At 61.1% G+C, this 18,793-nt stretch carries 25 protein-coding genes; 15 read left to right on the plus strand and 10 right to left on the minus strand.

What is annotated here, in order from left to right:
* The first annotated feature begins 55 nt into the window (after positions 1 to 55).
* On the plus strand, positions 56 to 676 hold the full coding sequence (locus ACF8EF_RS17870) for a TetR/AcrR family transcriptional regulator (RefSeq protein WP_392461082.1): 621 nt from the start codon (positions 56 to 58) through the stop codon (positions 674 to 676).
* 197 nt (positions 677 to 873) lie between these two features.
* On the opposite strand, the gene ACF8EF_RS17875 is transcribed toward ACF8EF_RS17870, so the two are convergent.
* A complete protein-coding gene (locus tag ACF8EF_RS17875) occupies positions 874 to 2,622 on the minus strand; it encodes an OPT family oligopeptide transporter (protein ID WP_176684583.1) in 1,749 nt (582 codons plus the stop codon).
* Positions 2,623 to 2,858: 236 nt separating this feature from the next.
* Here ACF8EF_RS17875 and ACF8EF_RS17880 point away from each other — a divergent pair, with 236 nt between their 5' ends.
* A complete protein-coding gene (locus ACF8EF_RS17880) occupies positions 2,859 to 3,800 on the plus strand; it encodes a LysR substrate-binding domain-containing protein (RefSeq protein ID WP_176684582.1) in 942 nt (313 codons plus the stop codon).
* A 132-nt stretch (positions 3,801 to 3,932) separates the two neighbouring features.
* Here ACF8EF_RS17880 and ACF8EF_RS17885 read toward each other — a convergent pair whose 3' ends face one another.
* Positions 3,933 to 5,120 (minus strand): MFS transporter, encoded by a 1,188-nt coding sequence (locus tag ACF8EF_RS17885; RefSeq protein WP_392461083.1) that lies wholly within the window; start codon positions 5,118 to 5,120, stop codon positions 3,933 to 3,935.
* Between the two features lie 183 nt (positions 5,121 to 5,303).
* Positions 5,304 to 6,218, minus strand: a complete 915-nt coding sequence (locus tag ACF8EF_RS17890) for a LysR family transcriptional regulator (RefSeq protein WP_392461112.1) — start codon at positions 6,216 to 6,218, stop codon at positions 5,304 to 5,306.
* A 93-nt stretch (positions 6,219 to 6,311) separates the two neighbouring features.
* On the opposite strand from ACF8EF_RS17890, the gene ACF8EF_RS17895 reads away from it, so the two are divergent.
* From ACF8EF_RS17895 to ACF8EF_RS17925, 7 genes are all read left to right on the plus strand, one after another.
* The gene (locus ACF8EF_RS17895; RefSeq protein ID WP_392461084.1) at positions 6,312 to 7,259 is read left to right on the plus strand and encodes a ketopantoate reductase family protein; all 948 of its coding nucleotides are present in this window, start codon (positions 6,312 to 6,314) and stop codon (positions 7,257 to 7,259) included.
* Positions 7,256 to 7,654: a VOC family protein gene (locus ACF8EF_RS17900; RefSeq protein ID WP_010953899.1), complete on the plus strand. Its 399-nt coding sequence runs from the start codon at positions 7,256 to 7,258 to the stop codon at positions 7,652 to 7,654. Before ACF8EF_RS17895 ends, ACF8EF_RS17900 begins: the two co-directional genes overlap by 4 nt.
* Positions 7,651 to 8,106, plus strand: coding sequence for a MaoC family dehydratase (locus ACF8EF_RS17905; RefSeq protein WP_004576665.1), 456 nt, complete (start codon positions 7,651 to 7,653; stop codon positions 8,104 to 8,106). Before ACF8EF_RS17900 ends, ACF8EF_RS17905 begins: the two co-directional genes overlap by 4 nt.
* Positions 8,103 to 9,335 (plus strand): CaiB/BaiF CoA-transferase family protein, encoded by a 1,233-nt coding sequence (locus tag ACF8EF_RS17910; protein ID WP_021785591.1) that lies wholly within the window; start codon positions 8,103 to 8,105, stop codon positions 9,333 to 9,335. The genes ACF8EF_RS17905 and ACF8EF_RS17910 overlap by 4 nt, the downstream gene beginning before the upstream one ends.
* Positions 9,332 to 10,150 (plus strand): shikimate dehydrogenase, encoded by an 819-nt coding sequence (gene aroE / locus ACF8EF_RS17915; RefSeq protein WP_392461085.1) that lies wholly within the window; start codon positions 9,332 to 9,334, stop codon positions 10,148 to 10,150. The genes ACF8EF_RS17910 and aroE overlap by 4 nt, the downstream gene beginning before the upstream one ends.
* Before the next feature lie 4 nt (positions 10,151 to 10,154).
* Positions 10,155 to 10,592 carry a type II 3-dehydroquinate dehydratase gene (aroQ, locus tag ACF8EF_RS17920; RefSeq protein ID WP_176684575.1) on the plus strand — a complete coding sequence of 146 codons (438 nt, stop codon included), beginning with the start codon at positions 10,155 to 10,157 and terminating at the stop codon, positions 10,590 to 10,592.
* A 239-nt stretch (positions 10,593 to 10,831) separates the two neighbouring features.
* The gene (locus tag ACF8EF_RS17925; protein WP_021785589.1) at positions 10,832 to 11,089 is read left to right on the plus strand and encodes a hypothetical protein; all 258 of its coding nucleotides are present in this window, start codon (positions 10,832 to 10,834) and stop codon (positions 11,087 to 11,089) included.
* Between the two features lie 52 nt (positions 11,090 to 11,141).
* Here ACF8EF_RS17925 and ACF8EF_RS17930 read toward each other — a convergent pair whose 3' ends face one another.
* From ACF8EF_RS17930 to ACF8EF_RS17940, 3 genes are all read right to left on the minus strand, one after another.
* Complete coding sequence (locus ACF8EF_RS17930; protein ID WP_392461086.1) at positions 11,142 to 11,834, minus strand: anti-sigma factor domain-containing protein; 693 nt, start codon at positions 11,832 to 11,834, stop codon at positions 11,142 to 11,144.
* Entirely contained in the window at positions 11,831 to 12,379 is a 549-nt protein-coding gene (locus tag ACF8EF_RS17935) for a sigma-70 family RNA polymerase sigma factor (protein WP_392461087.1), read from the minus strand. The genes ACF8EF_RS17930 and ACF8EF_RS17935 overlap by 4 nt, the downstream gene beginning before the upstream one ends.
* 103 nt (positions 12,380 to 12,482) lie before the next feature.
* Positions 12,483 to 13,010, minus strand: coding sequence for a DUF3455 domain-containing protein (locus tag ACF8EF_RS17940; RefSeq protein WP_392461088.1), 528 nt, complete (start codon positions 13,008 to 13,010; stop codon positions 12,483 to 12,485).
* A 217-nt stretch (positions 13,011 to 13,227) separates the two neighbouring features.
* Here ACF8EF_RS17940 and ACF8EF_RS17945 point away from each other — a divergent pair, with 217 nt between their 5' ends.
* The 3 genes from ACF8EF_RS17945 to ACF8EF_RS17955 all read left to right on the plus strand — a co-directional run bounded on the left by ACF8EF_RS17945 (position 13,228) and on the right by ACF8EF_RS17955 (position 14,787).
* A complete protein-coding gene (locus ACF8EF_RS17945) occupies positions 13,228 to 13,515 on the plus strand; it encodes a hypothetical protein (protein WP_209966281.1) in 288 nt (95 codons plus the stop codon).
* A 403-nt stretch (positions 13,516 to 13,918) separates the two neighbouring features.
* Positions 13,919 to 14,287 (plus strand): hypothetical protein, encoded by a 369-nt coding sequence (locus ACF8EF_RS17950; protein ID WP_176684570.1) that lies wholly within the window; start codon positions 13,919 to 13,921, stop codon positions 14,285 to 14,287.
* A 191-nt stretch (positions 14,288 to 14,478) separates the two neighbouring features.
* Positions 14,479 to 14,787 carry a hypothetical protein gene (locus ACF8EF_RS17955; RefSeq protein ID WP_392461113.1) on the plus strand — a complete coding sequence of 103 codons (309 nt, stop codon included), beginning with the start codon at positions 14,479 to 14,481 and terminating at the stop codon, positions 14,785 to 14,787.
* Positions 14,788 to 15,010: 223 nt separating this feature from the next.
* Here the strand turns inward: ACF8EF_RS17955 and ACF8EF_RS17960 are convergent, their stop codons facing one another.
* Complete coding sequence (locus ACF8EF_RS17960) at positions 15,011 to 15,211, minus strand: hypothetical protein (RefSeq protein ID WP_176684569.1); 201 nt, start codon at positions 15,209 to 15,211, stop codon at positions 15,011 to 15,013.
* Between the two features lie 169 nt (positions 15,212 to 15,380).
* Between ACF8EF_RS17960 and ACF8EF_RS17965 the strand changes: the two genes are divergently transcribed.
* Positions 15,381 to 15,740 carry a hypothetical protein gene (locus tag ACF8EF_RS17965; RefSeq protein ID WP_176684568.1) on the plus strand — a complete coding sequence of 120 codons (360 nt, stop codon included), beginning with the start codon at positions 15,381 to 15,383 and terminating at the stop codon, positions 15,738 to 15,740.
* A 42-nt stretch (positions 15,741 to 15,782) separates the two neighbouring features.
* On the opposite strand, the gene ACF8EF_RS17970 is transcribed toward ACF8EF_RS17965, so the two are convergent.
* The gene (locus tag ACF8EF_RS17970; protein ID WP_392461089.1) at positions 15,783 to 15,989 is read right to left on the minus strand and encodes a hypothetical protein; all 207 of its coding nucleotides are present in this window, start codon (positions 15,987 to 15,989) and stop codon (positions 15,783 to 15,785) included.
* 323 nt (positions 15,990 to 16,312) lie between these two features.
* Here ACF8EF_RS17970 and ACF8EF_RS17975 point away from each other — a divergent pair, with 323 nt between their 5' ends.
* Positions 16,313 to 17,113 (plus strand): lipopolysaccharide biosynthesis protein, encoded by an 801-nt coding sequence (locus tag ACF8EF_RS17975; protein WP_392461090.1) that lies wholly within the window; start codon positions 16,313 to 16,315, stop codon positions 17,111 to 17,113.
* A 70-nt stretch (positions 17,114 to 17,183) separates the two neighbouring features.
* Positions 17,184 to 17,684, plus strand: coding sequence for a methylated-DNA--[protein]-cysteine S-methyltransferase (locus ACF8EF_RS17980; protein WP_392461091.1), 501 nt, complete (start codon positions 17,184 to 17,186; stop codon positions 17,682 to 17,684).
* 4 nt (positions 17,685 to 17,688) lie between these two features.
* Here ACF8EF_RS17980 and ACF8EF_RS17985 read toward each other — a convergent pair whose 3' ends face one another.
* Positions 17,689 to 17,931, minus strand: a complete 243-nt coding sequence (locus tag ACF8EF_RS17985) for a hypothetical protein (RefSeq protein WP_176684565.1) — start codon at positions 17,929 to 17,931, stop codon at positions 17,689 to 17,691.
* A complete protein-coding gene (locus ACF8EF_RS17990; protein ID WP_392461092.1) occupies positions 17,928 to 18,671 on the minus strand; it encodes a carbon-nitrogen hydrolase family protein in 744 nt (247 codons plus the stop codon). The genes ACF8EF_RS17985 and ACF8EF_RS17990 overlap by 4 nt, the downstream gene beginning before the upstream one ends.
* Positions 18,672 to 18,793 lie beyond the last annotated feature (122 nt).

Consider the following 18,793-nt stretch of genomic DNA (forward strand, 5'->3'; position numbering starts at 1 on the left):
AACCTTATATACTCTTGGTAAGTTACGCTTAGTAAGTTACTTTTGGTATATAGCCATGTCAAGCATCGAGACAAGAGAGCAGGGTTCCAGTCCGCAGCCGCGTCGGCGCATGTCAAGGGAAGAGAGATACCGCCAGTTGCTGGACGTCGCCTGGCGGCTAGTCAGGGAAGAAGGCACGGAAGCCTTGACGCTTGGACGGCTGGCCGAGCAAGCGGGTGTGACAAAACCCGTGGTTTATGACCATTTCAGCACGCGGCCCGGGTTGCTGGCAGCGCTCTATCAGGAGTTCGATGCACGCCAGACCGCACTCATGGATGCCGCGCTTCAGGCGAGCGAAGCCACCTTGCCGGGTACGGCGACGGTCATCGCATCGTCTTACGTCGACTGCGTGCTTCTCCAGGGCAACGAGATACCCGGCGTGATCGCGGCATTGGCCAGTTCACCGGAGCTCGAAAAGATCAAGCGCGAATACGAAGCGATCTTCATGAACAAGTGCCGGTCGGCTCTCTCTCCCTTCACCAGAGGGGGGGCTATCGCCCCCGCGAGTCTTCGGGCGATGCTTGGTGCGGCCGAGGCCCTGTCCCATGCCGCCGCCGCCGGAGAAATCACACCCGAGCAGGCGCGGGAGGAACTGTTCGAAACGATCATCGCAATGGTCGACAGAAGCGCGCGGTAGTACGCAGAGTGTCGAGGAGGGCGGTGAGCTGAACGGCAAATGAGTCGGAACGCCAGATAGCCGCTATCCAATGTTGCACCGACCGCCTGAAAAGGGGCGAAAGCCACCGCTGCAATTGGCCGTAGCCGACCCCGATTCGCCGCGAGGCCAGCTCCCACCAGCCCAGCCCGGGCTGGGCGAGGGGTGATAGGCAGTATCTACAACCCCCGAAGCATCTCCCAGAACGATGCCGCCACCCCCATGATGCTCTCACCGGCAATCAACCCCGCCGCCGCGGTAATCGCAAACCGCTCCGTCACCCTCGGCCACCGGCAACTGACCAGCCAGGTCACCACGGCACCAAACCCCATCATCAGGCTGATCGATGCAGGCAGGATGAACGCCAGCCCCAGCGCCGCCGTACTCGGCAGCCAGCGGGCTGCCCGTTGCGGCAACAGGCTGTCCAGTGCCCCCAGCAGTACGCCAACAGCACTCCCTGTCGCAATCGCCCAGCGCGACTCCAGCGACAGCGCCCCCAGCCCCTGGGTCAGCGTCTGCGCGACCGCTTTCCAGGTCGCCGCGGCCGGTGCCGGCCACTGCTCGGTGAGCAACAAGGCCTGCGGATCGGGAATCAGCACTCGATACACCAGCACGCCGACCACACTACCGATGAAAATACCGACGCACTGAGCAATCAGCTGTTTGTGCGGCGTAGCGCCGATCGCCAGGCCAACCTTGAAGTCGTTCATCAGGTCGGTGGATTGCCCGGCCGCGCCACCCGCTGTGTTGGCGCTCATCAGGTTGATCGCCACCTGGCCGGGGGCGATCAGGCCGAAGCTGAGCTGCGACAGTTTGCCGATGGCGCCAATAGGTGCGATGCCAGTGGCACCGACCACGCGCGCCGCGACCACCGCAAGGCACACAGCCAACGGAATGCTCAGCAGCGCCATCCACCAGTCGATGCCGAACAACAACACCTGCAGGGTAATGATCAGCGCCATGGATAGCAGCAGCCCCGACGCTGGCCATGGGCTAAAACGCATCCTGGCGCGCGGCGTTCGCTGTTCAGCGGGCGATCGCCGGGGCACTTGGAACAGGCGAACCAACAATGAAGTCAGCGTCGCGCAGACCATCAGGCTCACGCCCGGCCACAACAGCCATTCCACCAGCGCGGCGAACTGTGGGCCGCTGGCGTTCGGAGCAAGCACCACCAGGGCCTGTTCGATCAACCAGGGCGCCAGTCCGCCCCAGGCCAGTGCGGCGCCGACCAGCAACGTCACGCCCACGCGAATGCCGATGATGCTGCCGAAGCCAATAAGCATCAGCGAAGGGTCGACCGTGAAGGTCAGGCGCTCGAGCGCCGGCGTGGGCGCCCAGCGCGGTATCGCCCAGACGAACCCGTCTACCCATTTGACCAGCCCTGAAAGCAGCGCGGCGCTGCATAGCACCTTGATCCGCGCCATGGCTTCGCGCCCGTGGTTGTAGATCTGCTGCAGCGTTTCCAAGGTCGCCATGCCTTCGGGAAACTTCAGGCCATGGTCGTTGAGCAGGGCGGGGCGCAGGTACCAGGCGATCCAGATGCCCAGGAAGCTCACCGAGAACACCCAGGCCATCATCGGCAGCGGGTCCAGTTGGTGTCCGGTGAGCAGGGTATAGGCGGGGATCGGCGCGACCAGCCCGCCGGAGATGATGGAGGCGGCGGCTGACGCCACGGTCTGGTTGATGTTGCTTTCGTGCAACGTCCACGCGGAGCGGTTGTCGCGGCGCCCTGCCAGGCCCTGCCACAGGGCGAAACCGATCAGTAAGGCGATGATCGACATGTTGAATGACCAGCCGATCTTCAGCCCTGCGTACACATTCGAGGGCGTGAGCAAGATGCCCAGCACCGTGCCGGTGAGCACCGCCCGCAGGCTCAATTCACGTTCGATGCGAACCTGGGGGAGGGCGGTGGAGGAGGCATGTCCCATGGCAATCCTTTGTCGATGTCGCAAACGTGCTCTGGACAACTGAGCCCAGACAGCCACGAAGGTTCACTGCTGGCGCCAAAGACGAGCCTGAAGGCTGCAGCAGCCTTACGCGTGTGCGGCTTTATCTGATGTCTTAACTAAACGTCGCTTGTGATTTAGCCTGTTGGAGAATTCTGGTCTTATCTGGGCAATTATTTCCGAAGTGTCTGGAATGCTATTCAATAATGGAGACTGCGATGTACTCGTCTGAGCGACTGAAAGGTATTGATGTCTTTGTCGCTGTAGCTGATTTCGGTAGCTTCACCGCTGCTGCCGAACGACTGAGTCTCACAAGCTCGGCCGTAAGCAAAAGCGTGGCACGTTTGGAGAATCGCCTCGGGACTCGTCTGTTCAACCGCACGACCCGGACGCTGGCTCTTACCGAGGCCGGTATCGTCTTCTACAGGACGTGCACATCAGTTTTGACAGATCTCGAAGAAGTCGAGCATGTGATTACAGCCGAGGGTAATGAGCCGCATGGCAGGGTGCGGATCGACCTTCCTGCCTCCTATGGGCGGCTACACGTTCTCCCCTTGATCATGGACTTTGTCCGTCTTCACCCCATGCTGCAACCCCACATTTCTTTCACTGATCGGTTCATTGACCCTGTGTACGAGGGCATCGATATCGTCGTGCGGATTGGAGGCTCTGATGCCTGGCCAGCGAATCTTGGCCATCAGTATTTCGGGGCCCAGCGGCTGATCTTCTGCGCGTCCCCGGAGTACCTGGAGCGACATGGCACACCGCAATACGAGCGTGATCTCGACCACCATCATTGTGTTGGATACGGGCAAAGCGATGGATTCGTCAGCCCTTGGTTTTTTAAAGGGCGTCAACCGGGCGAAATGGAGCGTCGAACGGTCTACACCCGCATTGCGGTTGGGGATGGCGAAGGCGAAGTAGCAGCGGTGCTTGCCGGACACGGTATAGGTCAATTACCGACGTGGCTAACTCAGCGTCACATTGACCAAGGAAAGCTCGTAGAGGTGCTGCCAGATCTAGCCACCGATGGCTTACCGATGAATCTGGTCTGGTTGAAAAGCCGGGAAGGGCAACCAAAAGTTCGCGTGCTACTGGACTATCTGCTTCCCAGGCTAACACCGCACGGCGCACAACCGCCTGAGCCGCTTTTAGGCTGAACGCCTGACGGAGCAGTAATCATGCACGATTCTGCTCCGTTCAGACGCCTGGGCTCTGTACGAAAAGCCTTGATACTTGTTCATGCTGCGTTGAAAACAGCCTAGGCGGTGCAGAAGACCGCTGTGTGCTGATTATTTTGGGGCAAGCTTGCGAACGATAGGTATCAGCGCCAAGGCAATCACTGCCACACCAGATGCCATGTAGCCTAGGTATTCAACGCCGAGGCTTGCAATCGTCATCCCTCCAACAATGGCGCCGATGCCGATACCTGCGTTTGCTGCCGATACGTTGGTTGTGCCCGCCAGTGCTTGAGAGTGGGAAACCGAATTCATGACTCGCACCTGGCTTACCGGATAAAGCGCGGTATTGGCAATACCCCAGAGGCCGAGAGCAACGCAGAAAATCATGCCTGCATGTGCGAGTGGAACAATCGCGGCCATGCCAATCGCCAGCACTATCAGGAAGCGCGCAGTTGCTTTGATTGGAGATTTGTCGACGGCCTTTCCACCGACCCAGTTTCCGATCAGGCCGATTGCGCCAAATGCCATCAGCCACCATCCGACATGCTCCGGAGCCACGCCTGCGACTCTTTCAAGGACATCGGCTAGGTAGGTATAAGCGGTGAACATAGCCGTAAACACCACAATCGAGAGGAGCACATTCGAAAGGAAATAGGTTTCTTTAAAGATGCGTGCTTGCTTCAAAAAATCCACTTTCTCGGTACGCGCGACAGTGGGCATGCACGCCCACATCGCTAGTGCCATGATCAGCGACAAACCTGCCAATAACCAAAACGCGCCTCTCCAGCCAATCGCATTCGACACAATGGTGCCCAACGGAATACCGAGCAGCATTGCCGCCGAAATACCCAGGTAGACCTTCGAGATGGCTTGGCCAGATTGCTGTGGGCTTACAAGCTGCCCAGCAGTTTCACTGGCAGTTCCCCAGAAAACTGGTAGTGCTAAAGCAGGCACTACGCGGGCCACAGAGAGGAGCCAGAAGCTGTCGGACACTGCCGCCAGGGCGTTCGCTATGGCGAAGATCAGCAAGATCGAGATGAACAATTTCTTTCGATCAAGGTGAGAAAGCGCAGCGGTCAGGGGCGGGCCGAAGATCATGACGGTGAAGGCAAAAAGGGTAACCAATTGCCCTGCTACAGAAATTGAAATATCAAGATCTCGGGCAAGCGCAGGCAGCAAGCCCACGATCAGAAACTCGGTCGTTACGATGAGAAAGGCCGAGAGGGCCAGGATTGAGATGCTCAGCCCAACGCCCTTCGTGGGAGTAGCAGCTTGAGAAAAGGATTCATATGCAGACATATGCGGACGCCCCGGTGGAAATGCCCGCCAGTCTATTGATTATTTATTTGCCTATCTTTGGCGGTTTTTCCTCTCTCTGAGGACAATTTTTCATCAATGAAGGGGCCTGATGTCAATTGAGTGGAGTACATGTGTGCTTCCCCACTGGCTCTCCAGGTTGCAGCCTTCCAAGTCGAAACTGGATCATGCTTGGCTTGCTTGCTGAAACAATCCGCGCACGACGTCCCTCAACCATCGATTTCCATTGTCCTGATGATATCGGGCATGCCAATGCTGTTTGACCGTGAACCCCTCCACTTCGAACGGGCAGTCATGGACCTGTAGCCCATGCATATCGGCCAGTGTCTGCCCGATATGCCGCGGCAAGGTGCCTAGCAGATCGGTAGTCCCGATTATCATCCCTAACCCGAGAAACGCTGGCAGCTCCAGCATGATCCGCCGTTCGATCCCGGCCCGCGCCAATCCCGCTTCCAGCAGCTTTTGCCCGGTGCCGAAACTGATCTGCACATGCCCCTCGGCCCGATATCGCTCCAGGCTCATGCCATTGCCCAGGCGCGGATGCTGCGGATTGCTCAGGCACACCCAGTCCTGCTCGAACAGCACCTGCTGGTACATCCCCCCTCCCAGCCAGGGCACGAAGCCGATGGCCAAGTCCGCTTCACCCGATTCCAGCGCGCTCTCGGTATTGCCGTCGATCCGCGCTGCCTCCAGGCGGATGCCCGGCGCATGGCTGCGCAGATAGTTGAGGATGCTTGGCAGCAAGGTGATATGGCTGGCATCGCTGACACACAGGCGAAAACGCCGCTGCGCCGTGGCGGCGATGAACTGCGGCTCCCAGGCGGTCAGCCGGCGCAGCGATTCCAGCACCTCGCGGCACGGCCCTATCAGCTGATCGGCGCGCGGGGTAGGGGCCATGCCGCCCGGCGTGCGCACGAACAGTGGGTCGTTCAATTGCTCGCGCAGGCGCGCCAGCCAGATGCTGATGGTCGGCTGGCTCTGCCCTAGCTGTTCGGCGGCGCGGGTCACACTGCGGCATTGGTACAGCACGTCGAACAGCTGCAGCAGCTTGGGTTCGGGCAGGGCTTCCTGGGTAGCCATCATTGCGATTCTCAATAGTCGTATTGAGGCCATTGTATAGCGCAAATAATCCCTGCTGCATAAGGTGACCGCAAATCACAGGAGGTCTGCGACGTGAAAATTTGCATTCTGGGCGCCGGTGCACTGGGGTGCGCCATTGGCGCAGCCCTGAGCGAGGCAGGGCATGAAACCTGGCTGCTGAACCGCGGCCGCGCGCACGTCGAGGCGATGAACCAGCACGGGCTGCGGGTGCAGGACGAACGGGGCGAGCGCTATGTACCGGTCAACGCGGCCATCGAAGCCGAAGACGTTGGCGTGACCGATTTGGTGGTGGTGCTGGTGAAGTCGTTTCACACCGCCGAGGCCATAGCCGGCGCTGTCGCGCTGATCGGGCCGCAGACGCTGGTGCTGTCGCTGCAGAACGGCCTCGGCCACGAGGACATCCTGGCCGAGGCGGTGGGGCGTGAGCGGGTGCTGGCTGGCAAGACCTATGTCGGCGGCGTGCTGCTCGCGCCGGGCTCGGTCCGCGCCGGTGTCGTCGGCAAACAGACTTTCATCGGCGAGCTCGACGGCCAGCTGACGCCGCGCGTGCAGGCCATCGCCGAAGCGTTCAACCACGCCGGGCTAGCCACCACGGTCAGCGACAACATCCTCGGCACCATGTGGGACAAGCTGCTGGTCAACGTCGCCACCGGTGCATTGAGCGGCATCACCATGCTCAGCTACGGCCAGCTATACAGCGAGCCGCTACTGGAAAGTACCGCCAAGGCCGCTGTGGCCGAGGCCATCGCCGTGGCCGAGCGCGCCGGCATCCGCTTGAGCCTGACCAGCCCCGAAGCTGCCTGGACACTGGCCGCCGAAGGCCTGCCGGCGAGCTTCCGCACCTCGATGCTGCAGAGCCTGGAAAAAAACTCGATCACCGAAATCGACTTCATCAACGGCTCCGTCGTGCGCTGGGGCCAGCGCCATGGCGTGGCCACGCCGGTCAACGCGACCCTGGTGGCCTGCATCAAGGGTATCGAGCGCGCCATGGCCGATCAGCAGAAGAGGGAAACCCCATGAGCCAGCCAAAAGCCTACCTCGAACACGTGGCGTTCTGGGTGCAGGACATTCAGTGGCATATCCGCTTTTTCAGCGAGGTGTGCGGCATGACCATGCGTGAAGTGCAGGGTGACGTCGAGCAACCGGCGCAGTACTGGACACTCGGCGGCCTGCAGTTCATTCACCAGCCGGACTTCGCTGGCCCGGAAGGGCGCCTGGCGCACCTGGGCATCATGTGCGAAGACCTGGAAGCGGCGCTGGCCGCCGCCCAACGCTTTGGCGTCAGTGAGATGCCCCAGGGCCGCAACTGGCTGCGCCTGCCTGATGGCCTGGCGGTGGAGTTCATCCAGGCGCTGCCGGCCAAGTGCGTAGCCCAGGCACTGGCCATCGACCCGCGCGCGGAGGTGCAGGCATGAGCGTGATTGAAAAGTACTGGGACGACGCCCGCGAAGGCGATGAGTGCATCAGCCCGACCTACACCGTGACCCGCGAACGCATCCTGGCCTACGCCGACCTCACCGGCGACCACACCCCGGTGCATGTCGATGAGGCCTACGCCAACGCCAGCCACTTTGGCTGCCTGGTCGCCCACGGCCTGTTCGGGCTGTCGATCGCCGACGGCCTGAAGACCCAGTGCGAGTACCGCTTCCTACCGGGTATGTCGCTGGGCTGGACCTGGGACTTCGTGCTGCCGATCAAGGTCAACGACGTGCTCCACGTACGCATGCGAGTGGGTGCGATGCGCCCGAGCAACAGCCGACCTGGCTGGGGCATCGTGGTGTTGCCTTCGGAACTGATCAACCAGCACGGCGAAGTCGTGCAACGTGGCGAGCACCGGTTGATGGTGCCGCGGAGGGCAGCAGCATGAGCCAGGCATTGCCATTGGCGGGTATCCGCGTCGTTGATTACAGCCACTTCCTCGCTGGCCCCTATGTCGGCCGTTGCCTGGCGGCGCTCGGCGCAGAGGTGATCAAGGTCGAGCGGCCGGGTAGCGGCGACGCTGGCCGCCAGCACGCGTTCACCCTGGACGACCAGCAGAGCGGCTATTTCCTGCAGCTGAACATGGGCAAGCAGGGCGTCAGCGTCAACATGAAGGACCCGCGCGGCAAGGCGTTCATGCAGCGCCTGACCGATTCGGCCGACGTGTTCATCGAGAACTACCGCCCCGGCGCCCTGGACAAGCTGGGCCTGGGCTACGCCGAGCTGTCGGCGCGCAACCCGCGCCTGGTGTACTGCTCGATTTCCGCCTACGGCCATACCGGGCCGGACGCCCACCGCGCCGGATTCGGCCTGATCGCCGAGGCCAAGAGCGGGATCATGCAAATGGTTGGCGTGCCGGGCGAGGCACCGCCGCTGCTGCGTATTTCCCTGGGCGACATGTACACCGGCATTCACGCGGTGGCGGCGATCAATGCCGCGCTGCTCGGCCGGGTGAGCAGTGGCCGTGGCCAGCATATCGACATGGCGCTGTACGACACCCTGGTGTCGATGCACGAATACGCGGTGCAGTGTTACACGCTGTCCGGTGGCACTGTGTTGCCCCAGCAGACCGGCCACGACATGCCCACCTCGACCCTGTACGGCGTGTTCCGCGCTGCCGACGGCGACCTGGTGATCGCTGCCCAGGTCGACGATGCCTGGCAACGCTTCGCGGCCATGCTCGAAGCCAACGGCGGCCCGCCCGGGTTCGGAAGCGACCGCCGCTACCACAACCTCAACGGCCGCAACGCCCACCGTGAGGCGATCCTGGCGGTGGTCCGCGACTGGGTCGGCGCGCGTCGGGTGGCCGAGATCCTGGCGTTGCTCGATGCCATCGACATCCCCAGTGCCAAGGTCCAACGCATCGACGAAGTGCTGGCCGATCCGCAGATCCAGGCACGCAACATGGTCATCGAGCAGCAGCACCCACGCTACGGCACGCTGCGCCTGCCCAACCTGCCGTTCCGCTTTTCCGACTGCGACACCACGATTCACCAAGTAGCCCCGGACCTTGGCCAGCACAACGCCGAAGTGGCCGCCGGGCTTGGCTTCAGCCCCGAAGAAATCGTTGCCCTGCAGGCAGACGGTGTACTGTTCACCCACGGAGATGCACGATGAGCGACCGCTACGCAGTGATCGGCCGGCCGATCAACCACACCAAATCCCCGCTGATTCATGGCCTGTTCGCCCAGGCCAGCAACCAGCAGCTGGAATACGGGGCCATTGAAGGCTCGCTGGAAGACTTCGAAGCCCAGGTGCTGCAGTTTCGTAGCGAAGGCGGGAAGGGCATGAACATCACCGCCCCGTTCAAGCTGCGTGCCTTCGAACTGGCCGACCGGCGCAGCGAGCGGGCGCAACTGGCACGGGCGGCAAATGCGCTGAAGTTCGAGGATGGTCGCATCGTCGCCGAGAACTTCGATGGCATCGGTTTGCTGCGAGACATCGAGCAGAACCTTGGCGAGCCGCTGCGCAACCGCCGTGTGCTGCTGTTGGGCGCTGGCGGCGCGGTGCGCGGGGCGTTGCTGCCGTTCCTGCAGGCGGGGCCACGTGAGCTGGTGATCGCCAACCGGGACATGGCCAAGGCGCTGGCGCTGCGTAACGAGCTCGATCACCCGCTTCTGCGCATCAGCCGCTACGAAGCGCTGGAAGGGCAATCGTTCGACATCGTGGTCAACGCCACCTCGGCGAGCCTGACCGCTGACTTGCCGCCACTGCCGGCTGATGTGCTGGGCGAGGCGGCCTTGGCCTACGAGCTGGCCTATGGCAAAGGCCTCACGCCTTTCCTGCGCCTGGCCCGCGAGCAGGGTCAGGCGCGCCTGGCCGATGGCGTCGGCATGCTGGTGGAGCAGGCCGCCGAGGCGTTTGCCTGGTGGCGCGGGGTGCGGCCCGACACATGTGCGGTGATCGATCAGCTGACGATTCCCTTGGAGTAGGTCGATGGTCGCCAATGTACTGATGCTGCATGGCATCAACCACAACATGTTCGGCAAGCGCGACCCGCGCCAGTACGGCACCGCGACCCTGGCCGACATCGACCAGGCGTTGCAGGCCCTGGGCGAAGAGCTGGGGGCGCAGGTCGAGAGCTTCCAGAGCAACTTCGAAGGCGCCATGTGCGAACGCATCCATCAGGCCTATGAGGACCGGGTAGATGCCGTGCTGATCAATGCCGGTGCCTGGACCCATTACAGCTACGGCATTCGTGATGCGTTGGCCATTATCGAAGTGCCGGTGGTTGAAGTGCACATGTCCAACATTCATGCCAGGGAGCCATTCCGCCATCACTCGGTATTTGCCGAGGTGGTGCGCGGACAGATCTGCGGGTTTGGTGTCGAAACCTACCTGCTGGCGCTGCGTGCAGTGATGAGCATGGTCTGAGCAGGGTGCAGGGGGGATCTGCGAGCGGGTTTACACGCGAAGCAGGTGACGCGGGGCATGCGGCGACGGTTCCTGAAGTGACCGTAGGTGTGGCGGGTGTCGTGCTGCCTACCCATCCAGCATGGATGGAAAGCCAGTAGCGACTTCCGTGACTGCATAGTACGGTCCGCCTTCAACAAGCCACCCGGTTCGTTGCCTCCAACCCCACGGACCGGGGCTCTCATGACCTGGGAGGTCGAATGGAAGTCGCTACAACGATCAGTCAACAAGAACTGGATAACGCCTTGGTCGCGTTTGCACGCTACAAGATCGGAGAAATCAAGATCTTCGACCTGGAGCAGGCAATGAGCTTCGAAGCAGGCCAAGCCTTGTCCCAAAGCGGGCTGGTCCGGTTCTCAATTACCAAAATGGTGTCAGGACGTTATCGCATCAGCGATGAAGGGGAGAACGCCATCACAGAGGCTGGGCGGGATCGCCTCGAGGTGATCCGCGCCTGACCATAGGTCCAGCCTTGCGAAGGCCGCAGTCGCGTTCTGCGGCCCTGTCGTGTCATATCACTTTCACCGCGCGACCAATGAACTTCACCGGCCCTGTCGGCAGACCGGTCGGCGAGCCACCGGCTTTCTCCAGCGTCAGCTCGAACAGTTGATTGGCCTCCAGGGGTGGCAAACTTTCCAGCGGAACTCGATAGGGTTCGCCCGGTTTGACCAGGCCAAGCGAAACCGGGGCGCGCCATTGCTCGCCCTTGGTCCAGAACTGCAAGGCCATGCCGTCGGGGACCGTGTCCTGGCCCAGCGGCAGCAGTTCGATCATGTGGCTGTCGCTGGCCTGCACCACCCAGCCGGGGGCCTGGCTGTTCGGCGCCACCAGCACCACCAGGTATTCCGTGGTAGAGGGGGGCGTGGTCAGCAAGGTAAACGCCAGCAGCAGGCTTGCAGCCAGCCCCGCGGCGCTGAGCCCTTGCCACAGGCCGAGGCGTTGCCACAAGCGAGTCTGCGTGCGCGATGCGGGTAGCTCATCGAGGCTGCGCTGGATACGGCGCCACAGACGGGGGCTTGGTGGCTGCGGGGTAGACAGCGCGGTCAGCTCCAGCAGCCGGGCCTCCCAGGCATCCACGGCGGCGCGGAGCGCGGGGTCGGTACGCAGGCGTTCGGCCGCTGCGGCATATTGCTCCGGCGACAAGGTCCCCAGCACATATTCCCCGGCGAGGCTGTCCAGTTCTTCGGCAGAATCGGGCTTCATTCCAGACACTCCCGTAGCGCTTTGAGGCTGCGTTTGATCCAGGCCTTGACAGTGCCCAGTGGCGCGCCCAATAAACCGGCTATCTCGGCGTGGCTGCAGCCGTCCACGTAGGCGTGCAGGATGCAGCGCTGCGGTGCGGGCTGCAGTTGTTCAAGGCAGCGGTAGATCTTTGCTGAGCCGGACCAGAGGTCAAGGTCATCAACCCTCCCGTGCAATGTTGACGCAGTTTCGGTGTCGGCATCGGTCAGTACAGTTTCACGGCGGGTATCGCGTATCGAATTCAGTGCCAGGTGGCGGGTAATGCTGTAGATCCAGCCTCGAGCCGAGCCGCGCGCCGGGTCGTAGCTGGCAGCGCAGGTCCAGATGCGGATGATCGCATCGTGGACGATGTCTTCTGCGGTGGCGTCGTCACGTGCGATACGCCGGGCAACGCCAAGCAGGCGCGCGCCTTCGTGATCGTAGAGCGCCTGCAGGGCCCGCCGGTCACCCTGTGCACAGGCTAACAGGCAGCGGTGGAAGTCGAAGGGGGTGGCCGGCGAGTTCAACGTGTGTGGCTTCCTTGTGTAAGGCAAGGTACCCCGGCCATCCAGCCGGGGGCTTGCCATCGAGCGTAGATCATCACTCGCAGGGCGTAGGCTCAAGTGCGCTTCACTTGGCTGTCCAGAACACATAGTCAGCCTGGTACTGGACGATCTGCCTGGCACCTTTGTTCTGCGCCGTGCAGTCGATTGACGGCGCCACACCGCCGCGGGTGGCCAGGCGCTGGATATAGCTGACCCCCAGCATGGCGCCTTTGCCCTCGGCCGGGTTGGCCTTGACCAGTTGATAAGGAATGGCGCCTTTGTCCGCTGGTGCCACTGCCAGCTGGGTGCCGGTGACTTTCGAGCCATCCTTGGCCTGCCAGGTAGCGGGTGGGCCAAAGTAGTCGCCCACCTGTTTACCGGCACGGTCATTGAGCACTGCCTTGGGGCCGACGAAAGTCCATTCGGTCTGACCGGGGGTGTTGGCCTTGTCGCGGCACTCGTAGGTGATCTCGCCGACGCCGACGGTTTCGAGCAGGACCCGATGACCATCAGGGACTTTGACCGATTCTGGCAGCGCGGACTGGGCGTGGGCGGGTGGCAGCGCAAGGGCGAGGCTGCAGGCAAGCACACAGGCGGAGTATTTGAAGTTCATGGACAGTGCTCCTGAAAGTCATTGGGCTGGGCAGTCAGAGGCCGCCCATTAGCAATACCCGCCAACGGCCGGGCTGGATGCACTGAATGAAAAAAATATGCGTAGCGCGATGAGCCTGCCTGTGCTCGCCTACAATCTCGAACGAATCATGAGCATCTTCGCCATTGCAGGACGGCGTTAATGCTCGCACCCCGCCAACCCCATGAGGACACTGCAGATGAAGCGTTTGTTACTAGGCCTGTTGTTCACCGCGTCGGGCGTTGCCCATGCCGGTATTCCGCTGTTGAATGCAACATGCCCCGGAAATATCGAGGTCCATGCCGATAAAGGCGGGCCCGTCTACATCAATGGCAAGGAGGCCAAGCTGAAGAAATTCAATGACAACTATTTCGAGGCCAAAGGCGGCGGGGTAACGGTATCGTTGTCGATCAACCCGGACGGCTCGCCTGACGTCTCGTATACCGGCAAGAACAAAGCCAATGGCGTATGCCAGATCAAGGACTGACTGCGCGATTGCGCGGTTGGGCTGGCGCAGTGTCAGCGGGCTGCATCAGGGCGCTGGAACGGGAATTGCTGTGACCCCTGAGACATTGATCATGCGGGGTACGCAGACATGACTCAGGATGACCGCTATTACATGATTTTCAGCGTGGTTGCTGTGCTGGTACTGGATTTGGCGGCGACTTATGTGTTTCTCAATGCCATCCCCTGACCCCGGTTATGGGGTAGGCCTTACTCGTAATCGGGGGCAAGGCAGGGCGTGAGGGAAACGCCCCGAAACCTATATAGCTAACAAACCTGATGCACGGACGTCATGGCGCAGTAACATGGGCACACCAAAACCAAAAAAAGGGCAGGCTGCTTGGCAACATTTCCCAGTTTTCGATGGGGCTGCAGGAGCGTGTCGCATGAGAAACTCAAGATCGCTAGCAGGCGCACTACTTGTGTCCGGGGTAGCCACGTTGTTCACGGCAGGCTGCGCACAAAACCCTGATGTGCGTGACAGCCACGATTATACGGCTGGCACTACCATGAAAAGCCCACCCGCCTATCTGGGCTGCGTCAAAGGCGAGCTACAAGGGAATGTGAAAACCTATGAAGTCGAGGGTGATAACGCGGTCAGGCTTTTCATCGAAAGCACTGACCCCGACAAGGCAGAGGGTCTTGTAGAGTTGCGGGGCACGGGAAGCGAGCGCCACTTCACGGCCTATCAACGTGATGCCTGGTACGACCATGGCAGGTTGCTGGATGCTGCACTGATGTGTTCAAAAGCGTAAATCTCAGACCCAAGTCAAAAAGCCCGCCGTCGAGAGCGGGCTTCTTGTCTGAGGGGCGAATAACCTTGCGTGCCCAAGAAACGGCCTATGGCTTGAGCAGCGTTGTTTTTTGCATTTGCCGGCCCCGCCCGTAATAATCGATGCATTTGGATGGAGAGTCGCAGGTGGAAGCAAGAAGCGTAGTCGCCGAAATGTTCATTGGGATTCCGACGCATTTCTGGGTTTTGCCTGTTGCCGGCCTGGTGGCCTACTACGGGCTGAAGTGGTCCGCCAGATCCAGTAAGCGTGCCACCCTGCTACAAGCCTCGACTTACCTGTTATTGCTGACGCTGGCAGTTCTGCCCAACGGCTTTTATGCACTGTTTCCTCCTGCGCCCGAGCCTGATGTGCTATTGAATCAAACGCCGTTGACCAACTATGCAGGGCGCTTCTACCTGGATGCGTTCTATGTCTTCAGTGGCTGGGCGCTGAGCAAAGTGGTCAAGTTGAAGTTCAGCTGAGTCTCAGTTCGCTACCTGATGCGCTGACGGGATCAGTAATTGCATACCCCTTTGAAACCGGCGCATCTGGGGGATACGGCAATGCTCTCTGAAGATCAGTACATCATGTTTGTGATTGTCGGCAGTGTGCTGGTCCTGGATATAGCAGCCATCGTGTTGTACAGGGGAGCCAAGCCCTGAGCCCGCGTTTGGTTCGCAATGGGGCCGGAGCATCATGACGACTTCAGCTTTTCTGCTGTACCTGCAGCACCGAACCCTTGTCGTCAGTTGCCAGCAATCCGCCGGCGTCGGTGTCGTCTGATTGTCGCTCGGCAAGTGGTACGTCCGGCGAGCGAAAGAGGCTACGGCCTTGTTCACCGGTTTTAAGGGTGACGAGTTTGCCATTCTGATAGAAGAACTGAGTGTGGTTGGCGTTGGTTTGCATGGTCTGAAGCCCCTGCCGAGTCGTGGTGTGATGTCCCTCGGGAGTTTCACTGTTGCGGCGTGCCCCCGGCTACTGGCAGAAATATCAGGTGCGCTACACTGTCCCCGCTTGGGCGCCGTCCTGCAGCAAGACTTTGGTTGATTAGTAACGCGGCGTCACCGCCGTTAGAATGCAGCCTATCCATAACGGTCGATTGCAAATGCCTGACTTTCGTATTTTTATCGCCACGGTGTTGGTTGCCAGCCTCGCCGGTTGCGCAACCCCTGGCAAACCCACAGCCAGCAAACTTACCCAAAAGTCGCCGCAGCAGTACGCCGCCTGTGTCCTGCCCAAATGGCAGGCGCTGGCACCCCAGGCCACGCAGAAGTCGATAGCCCACGGCTACCGGCTGACGGCGCCAAGCGCCGTGGCAAGCGACGATGTGCTTGACGTAGTCGAAGCTCGTGAGGGCAGCCGCGCGACCTTCTACAAGGGCAGCTTTCTATCTGGCGACAAATTACGCCAGGCTGCCAAGGAATGTCTGGACTGAGTCAGTAACCCGAGCTTGCTGAGCCGCGCAGATCTCCTGCGGTTACCCCGCCTCATCCCGCTTGTTCAAATGCTCGCACTTCACCTGCGCCTCCTTCCGGCTCGGGTAGCTGGGCTTGAGCCGCTCCTTTGCCTGATTGTCATAAATGTCGAACCCTCCACAAACGGTAGCGGCGTAGTAGCGGCTGCCTACGCGGAACGACTCCTTTTCGATCGGCACAGCGGGAACGATAACGAATCTTGGTTGCATTTTTCGTGCCTCCCCAGGCAGATGTTTAAGTATTAGTCTCGCCAGTGGTAAGCATCAAGCAGGCTCATGACGAAAGGCGCTTAGTACCCGTCCGTCACCATCGGTGATGGTTATCGCTATTCCTGATCCACAGTAGGGGAACACTTTTTCACCGGGGGGCTGTCATGGCTCTTGGATAAGCCGCTATTCGCTAGGCTGAAACCCCGCCAAGCAAGGGATTGGCGGTTGACTGAAGTTCAGCTAGGTAAAGTTAGGTAAAAGCGGCGGCGGCATATAAACTGATCAGTCTTGTGGTTTGTACTGTCCGGTTAAAGATGCCATTGATGAACACACATCCGTTGCAGCCAAGTGCTGAACGCGGGGCGTTCGCCCATTTCGAGGCGTGTCGCAATACCCAGCAAGGCCCCGTGGTGATCCTTGCCTCCGGCGCTTCTGCCAAACAGTTTCCACTGGGCGAGTTTGCGCATTTGCCCATCATCGCCATGAATGGCTCGGTCGCCATGACTGCCGAACACGGCATCAAACCCTTCTTCTACGTGTGCACCGACAAAAGCTTTTGCCAGCAACAGCCGGCCTTGTTCGCCACTGCCGTGCGCGACAGCGAACGCCTGGCCCTGTGGCCAGAGCAGTATGCGCGTGCCGATGTGCCAGCCCACACCCAGTGTTATGCCTTGCAGAAAGCCGTCACGCCGGGGCTGCTGGACGGTTTGCGCGGACATGGTGACAGTTGTGTGTGCAACCGTGCTCTGTGGAGCAAACGCAGCCGCTCCATCGCCTTCAGCAAAAACCTGGCCCACGGTTTCTTCGATGCTCGCACAGTAGCTTATGTGGCCTTGCAACTGGCTTATCACCTGGGCTTTGAAGAAGTGTTGCTGGTAGGGGTAGACCTCGATCAGAGTGCCGGGCGCTTTTACGAAAACGGCCAAGGGCAGTGTTCGCCGTGCGGGCTCGACCAGCATTGGGACAGCCGCATCCTGCCGTCGTTGAAGCTGATGGCCAGGGAAGTGGTCAGCGAGCATTTCCACGTCTACAACCTGTCGGCAACATCACGCATTCCCGCTGAGCTGATACCCAAGGTCACGCTCAGCCAGGCGCGGCACATTGCCGGCTGCGCAATGAACTAAGCAAGAAAGCGGGTGCATGAAAGACTGTGGATGCGTACAGTTGGGCGGTCGCAACTTGCAGGAGCCTGCTATGTCCAGCGCATTCACGATCATGCCATCGCCCGTCGGCATGCTGACCCTTGTGGCCCGTGGCAATTGCCTGGCAGCCGTATTGTGGGAAGAGGAGCGGGAAAACCGCGTACGCCTGGGCGCACTGCACCGGGACGACCAGTGCCCGGTACTGCGGGAAACCGCTCGCCAGCTGGGCGAGTACTTTGACGGCAAGCGTCAGCGTTTCGAGCTGGCGCTGGACTTTGCCGGTACTGAGTTCCAGCGCCAGGTGTGGGCCGCGTTGCTGGCGATACCGTTCGGCGAAACCCGCAGCTACAGCGACATTGCCCGGCAGCTCGGCAACCCCAGGGCAGTACGCGCGGTTGGCGCTGCCAATGGCCGCAACCCGATTTCGATCATCGCTCCCTGTCACCGGGTAATCGGCGCGTCGGGCCGCCTGACCGGCTTTGCCGGTGGCCTGGCGGCCAAGCAGTACCTGCTGGCGCTGGAAGGGCGGCAAAGCCTGGCGCTGGACCTGTAAGGCGTCAACCGAACCCGCTGGCGATCAGGCAGGCCAGCACGGCCAGCACCGAACCGGCGATCAGGGTGTATTGCCGCCGCGCCTGACGTGCGCGGGGCTCGACCTCACGCAGGTACTCGCCGGGCGTAGGCGCATCGGGCCGATGGCGCAATCCCTCGGCCACATCGGCGAGTTGACCCTGAATCAGCAAACCGACCAGGTAGTAGGTGCAGGCGTAGCTCAGCAACGCTAGAAACAGATAGATCATGCAAGGTACGGGTCCAAGGGCAGGGTGATCGCACTGGCACTGCGGGTGTCGAGTACGATCAGGCCTTCACTGTGGTCATCCAGGCTGGCCAGCAACTGCCCCTGGCTGTCCCATGCGGCAGAACCGCCGGCACCGATGAAGGTGTCGGCCGGCCCCACGCAGTTGGCCATCAATACCGGCATGCCCAGCTCGTGTGCCACCTCTGGGTAGTGCGCATATCCCTCGCGGATACCCTTGGCGGTTTTCGCAACGCTGACCAGGTACAGATCGGCACCGCGCTCGCGGGCCACGGCGGCATGCGCCAGGAACATCGACTCGTAGCAGATCGCCGGCGCCACCCGGTGTTCACCTACCTCCAGCAGCAATGCCTGATCACCTGGGGTGAAGTAAGGCAGCTCATCATCGTGCAAGCGCTGTTTGGCATAGGCCTGGCGCGGCGCCCCTGGGCAGAAGATGGGCATGCCGATGCGTATGCCGTCGGGTGTCGGCAATGGCAGGCCCACGGCAACCGTAATGCCCAAGCGGTCGCACGCCGCCTGCAGCGGGTCCAGGCGCGTGGAGGTGACGGGTAGGGCGGCCTGACGCGCCACACTCGGCTCATAGCCGGTCAGTGACAGCTCGGGAAACACGACCAGTTCGGCACCCAGGGCAGCAGCCTGCTCGATGCAAACCAGATGGCGCTGGAGGTTGGCTGGCAAATCGCCCTTGAGCGACGCCAGTTGTACGGCGCACAGTTTCATCAAGACCCTTCCTTGGTAGAGGTTCAAGTACCGAGCATACTATTGGCACCAACGCCTGTACCAGTGAAGGGTTTTCAGGAAGCCTCGAGTGCGCAACGCAACGCACCAAGATCCGCGCAGCC

This window comes from Pseudomonas sp. zjy_15 (assembly GCF_043101865.1).
GTDB lineage: Bacteria > Pseudomonadota > Gammaproteobacteria > Pseudomonadales > Pseudomonadaceae > Aquipseudomonas > Aquipseudomonas putida_Y.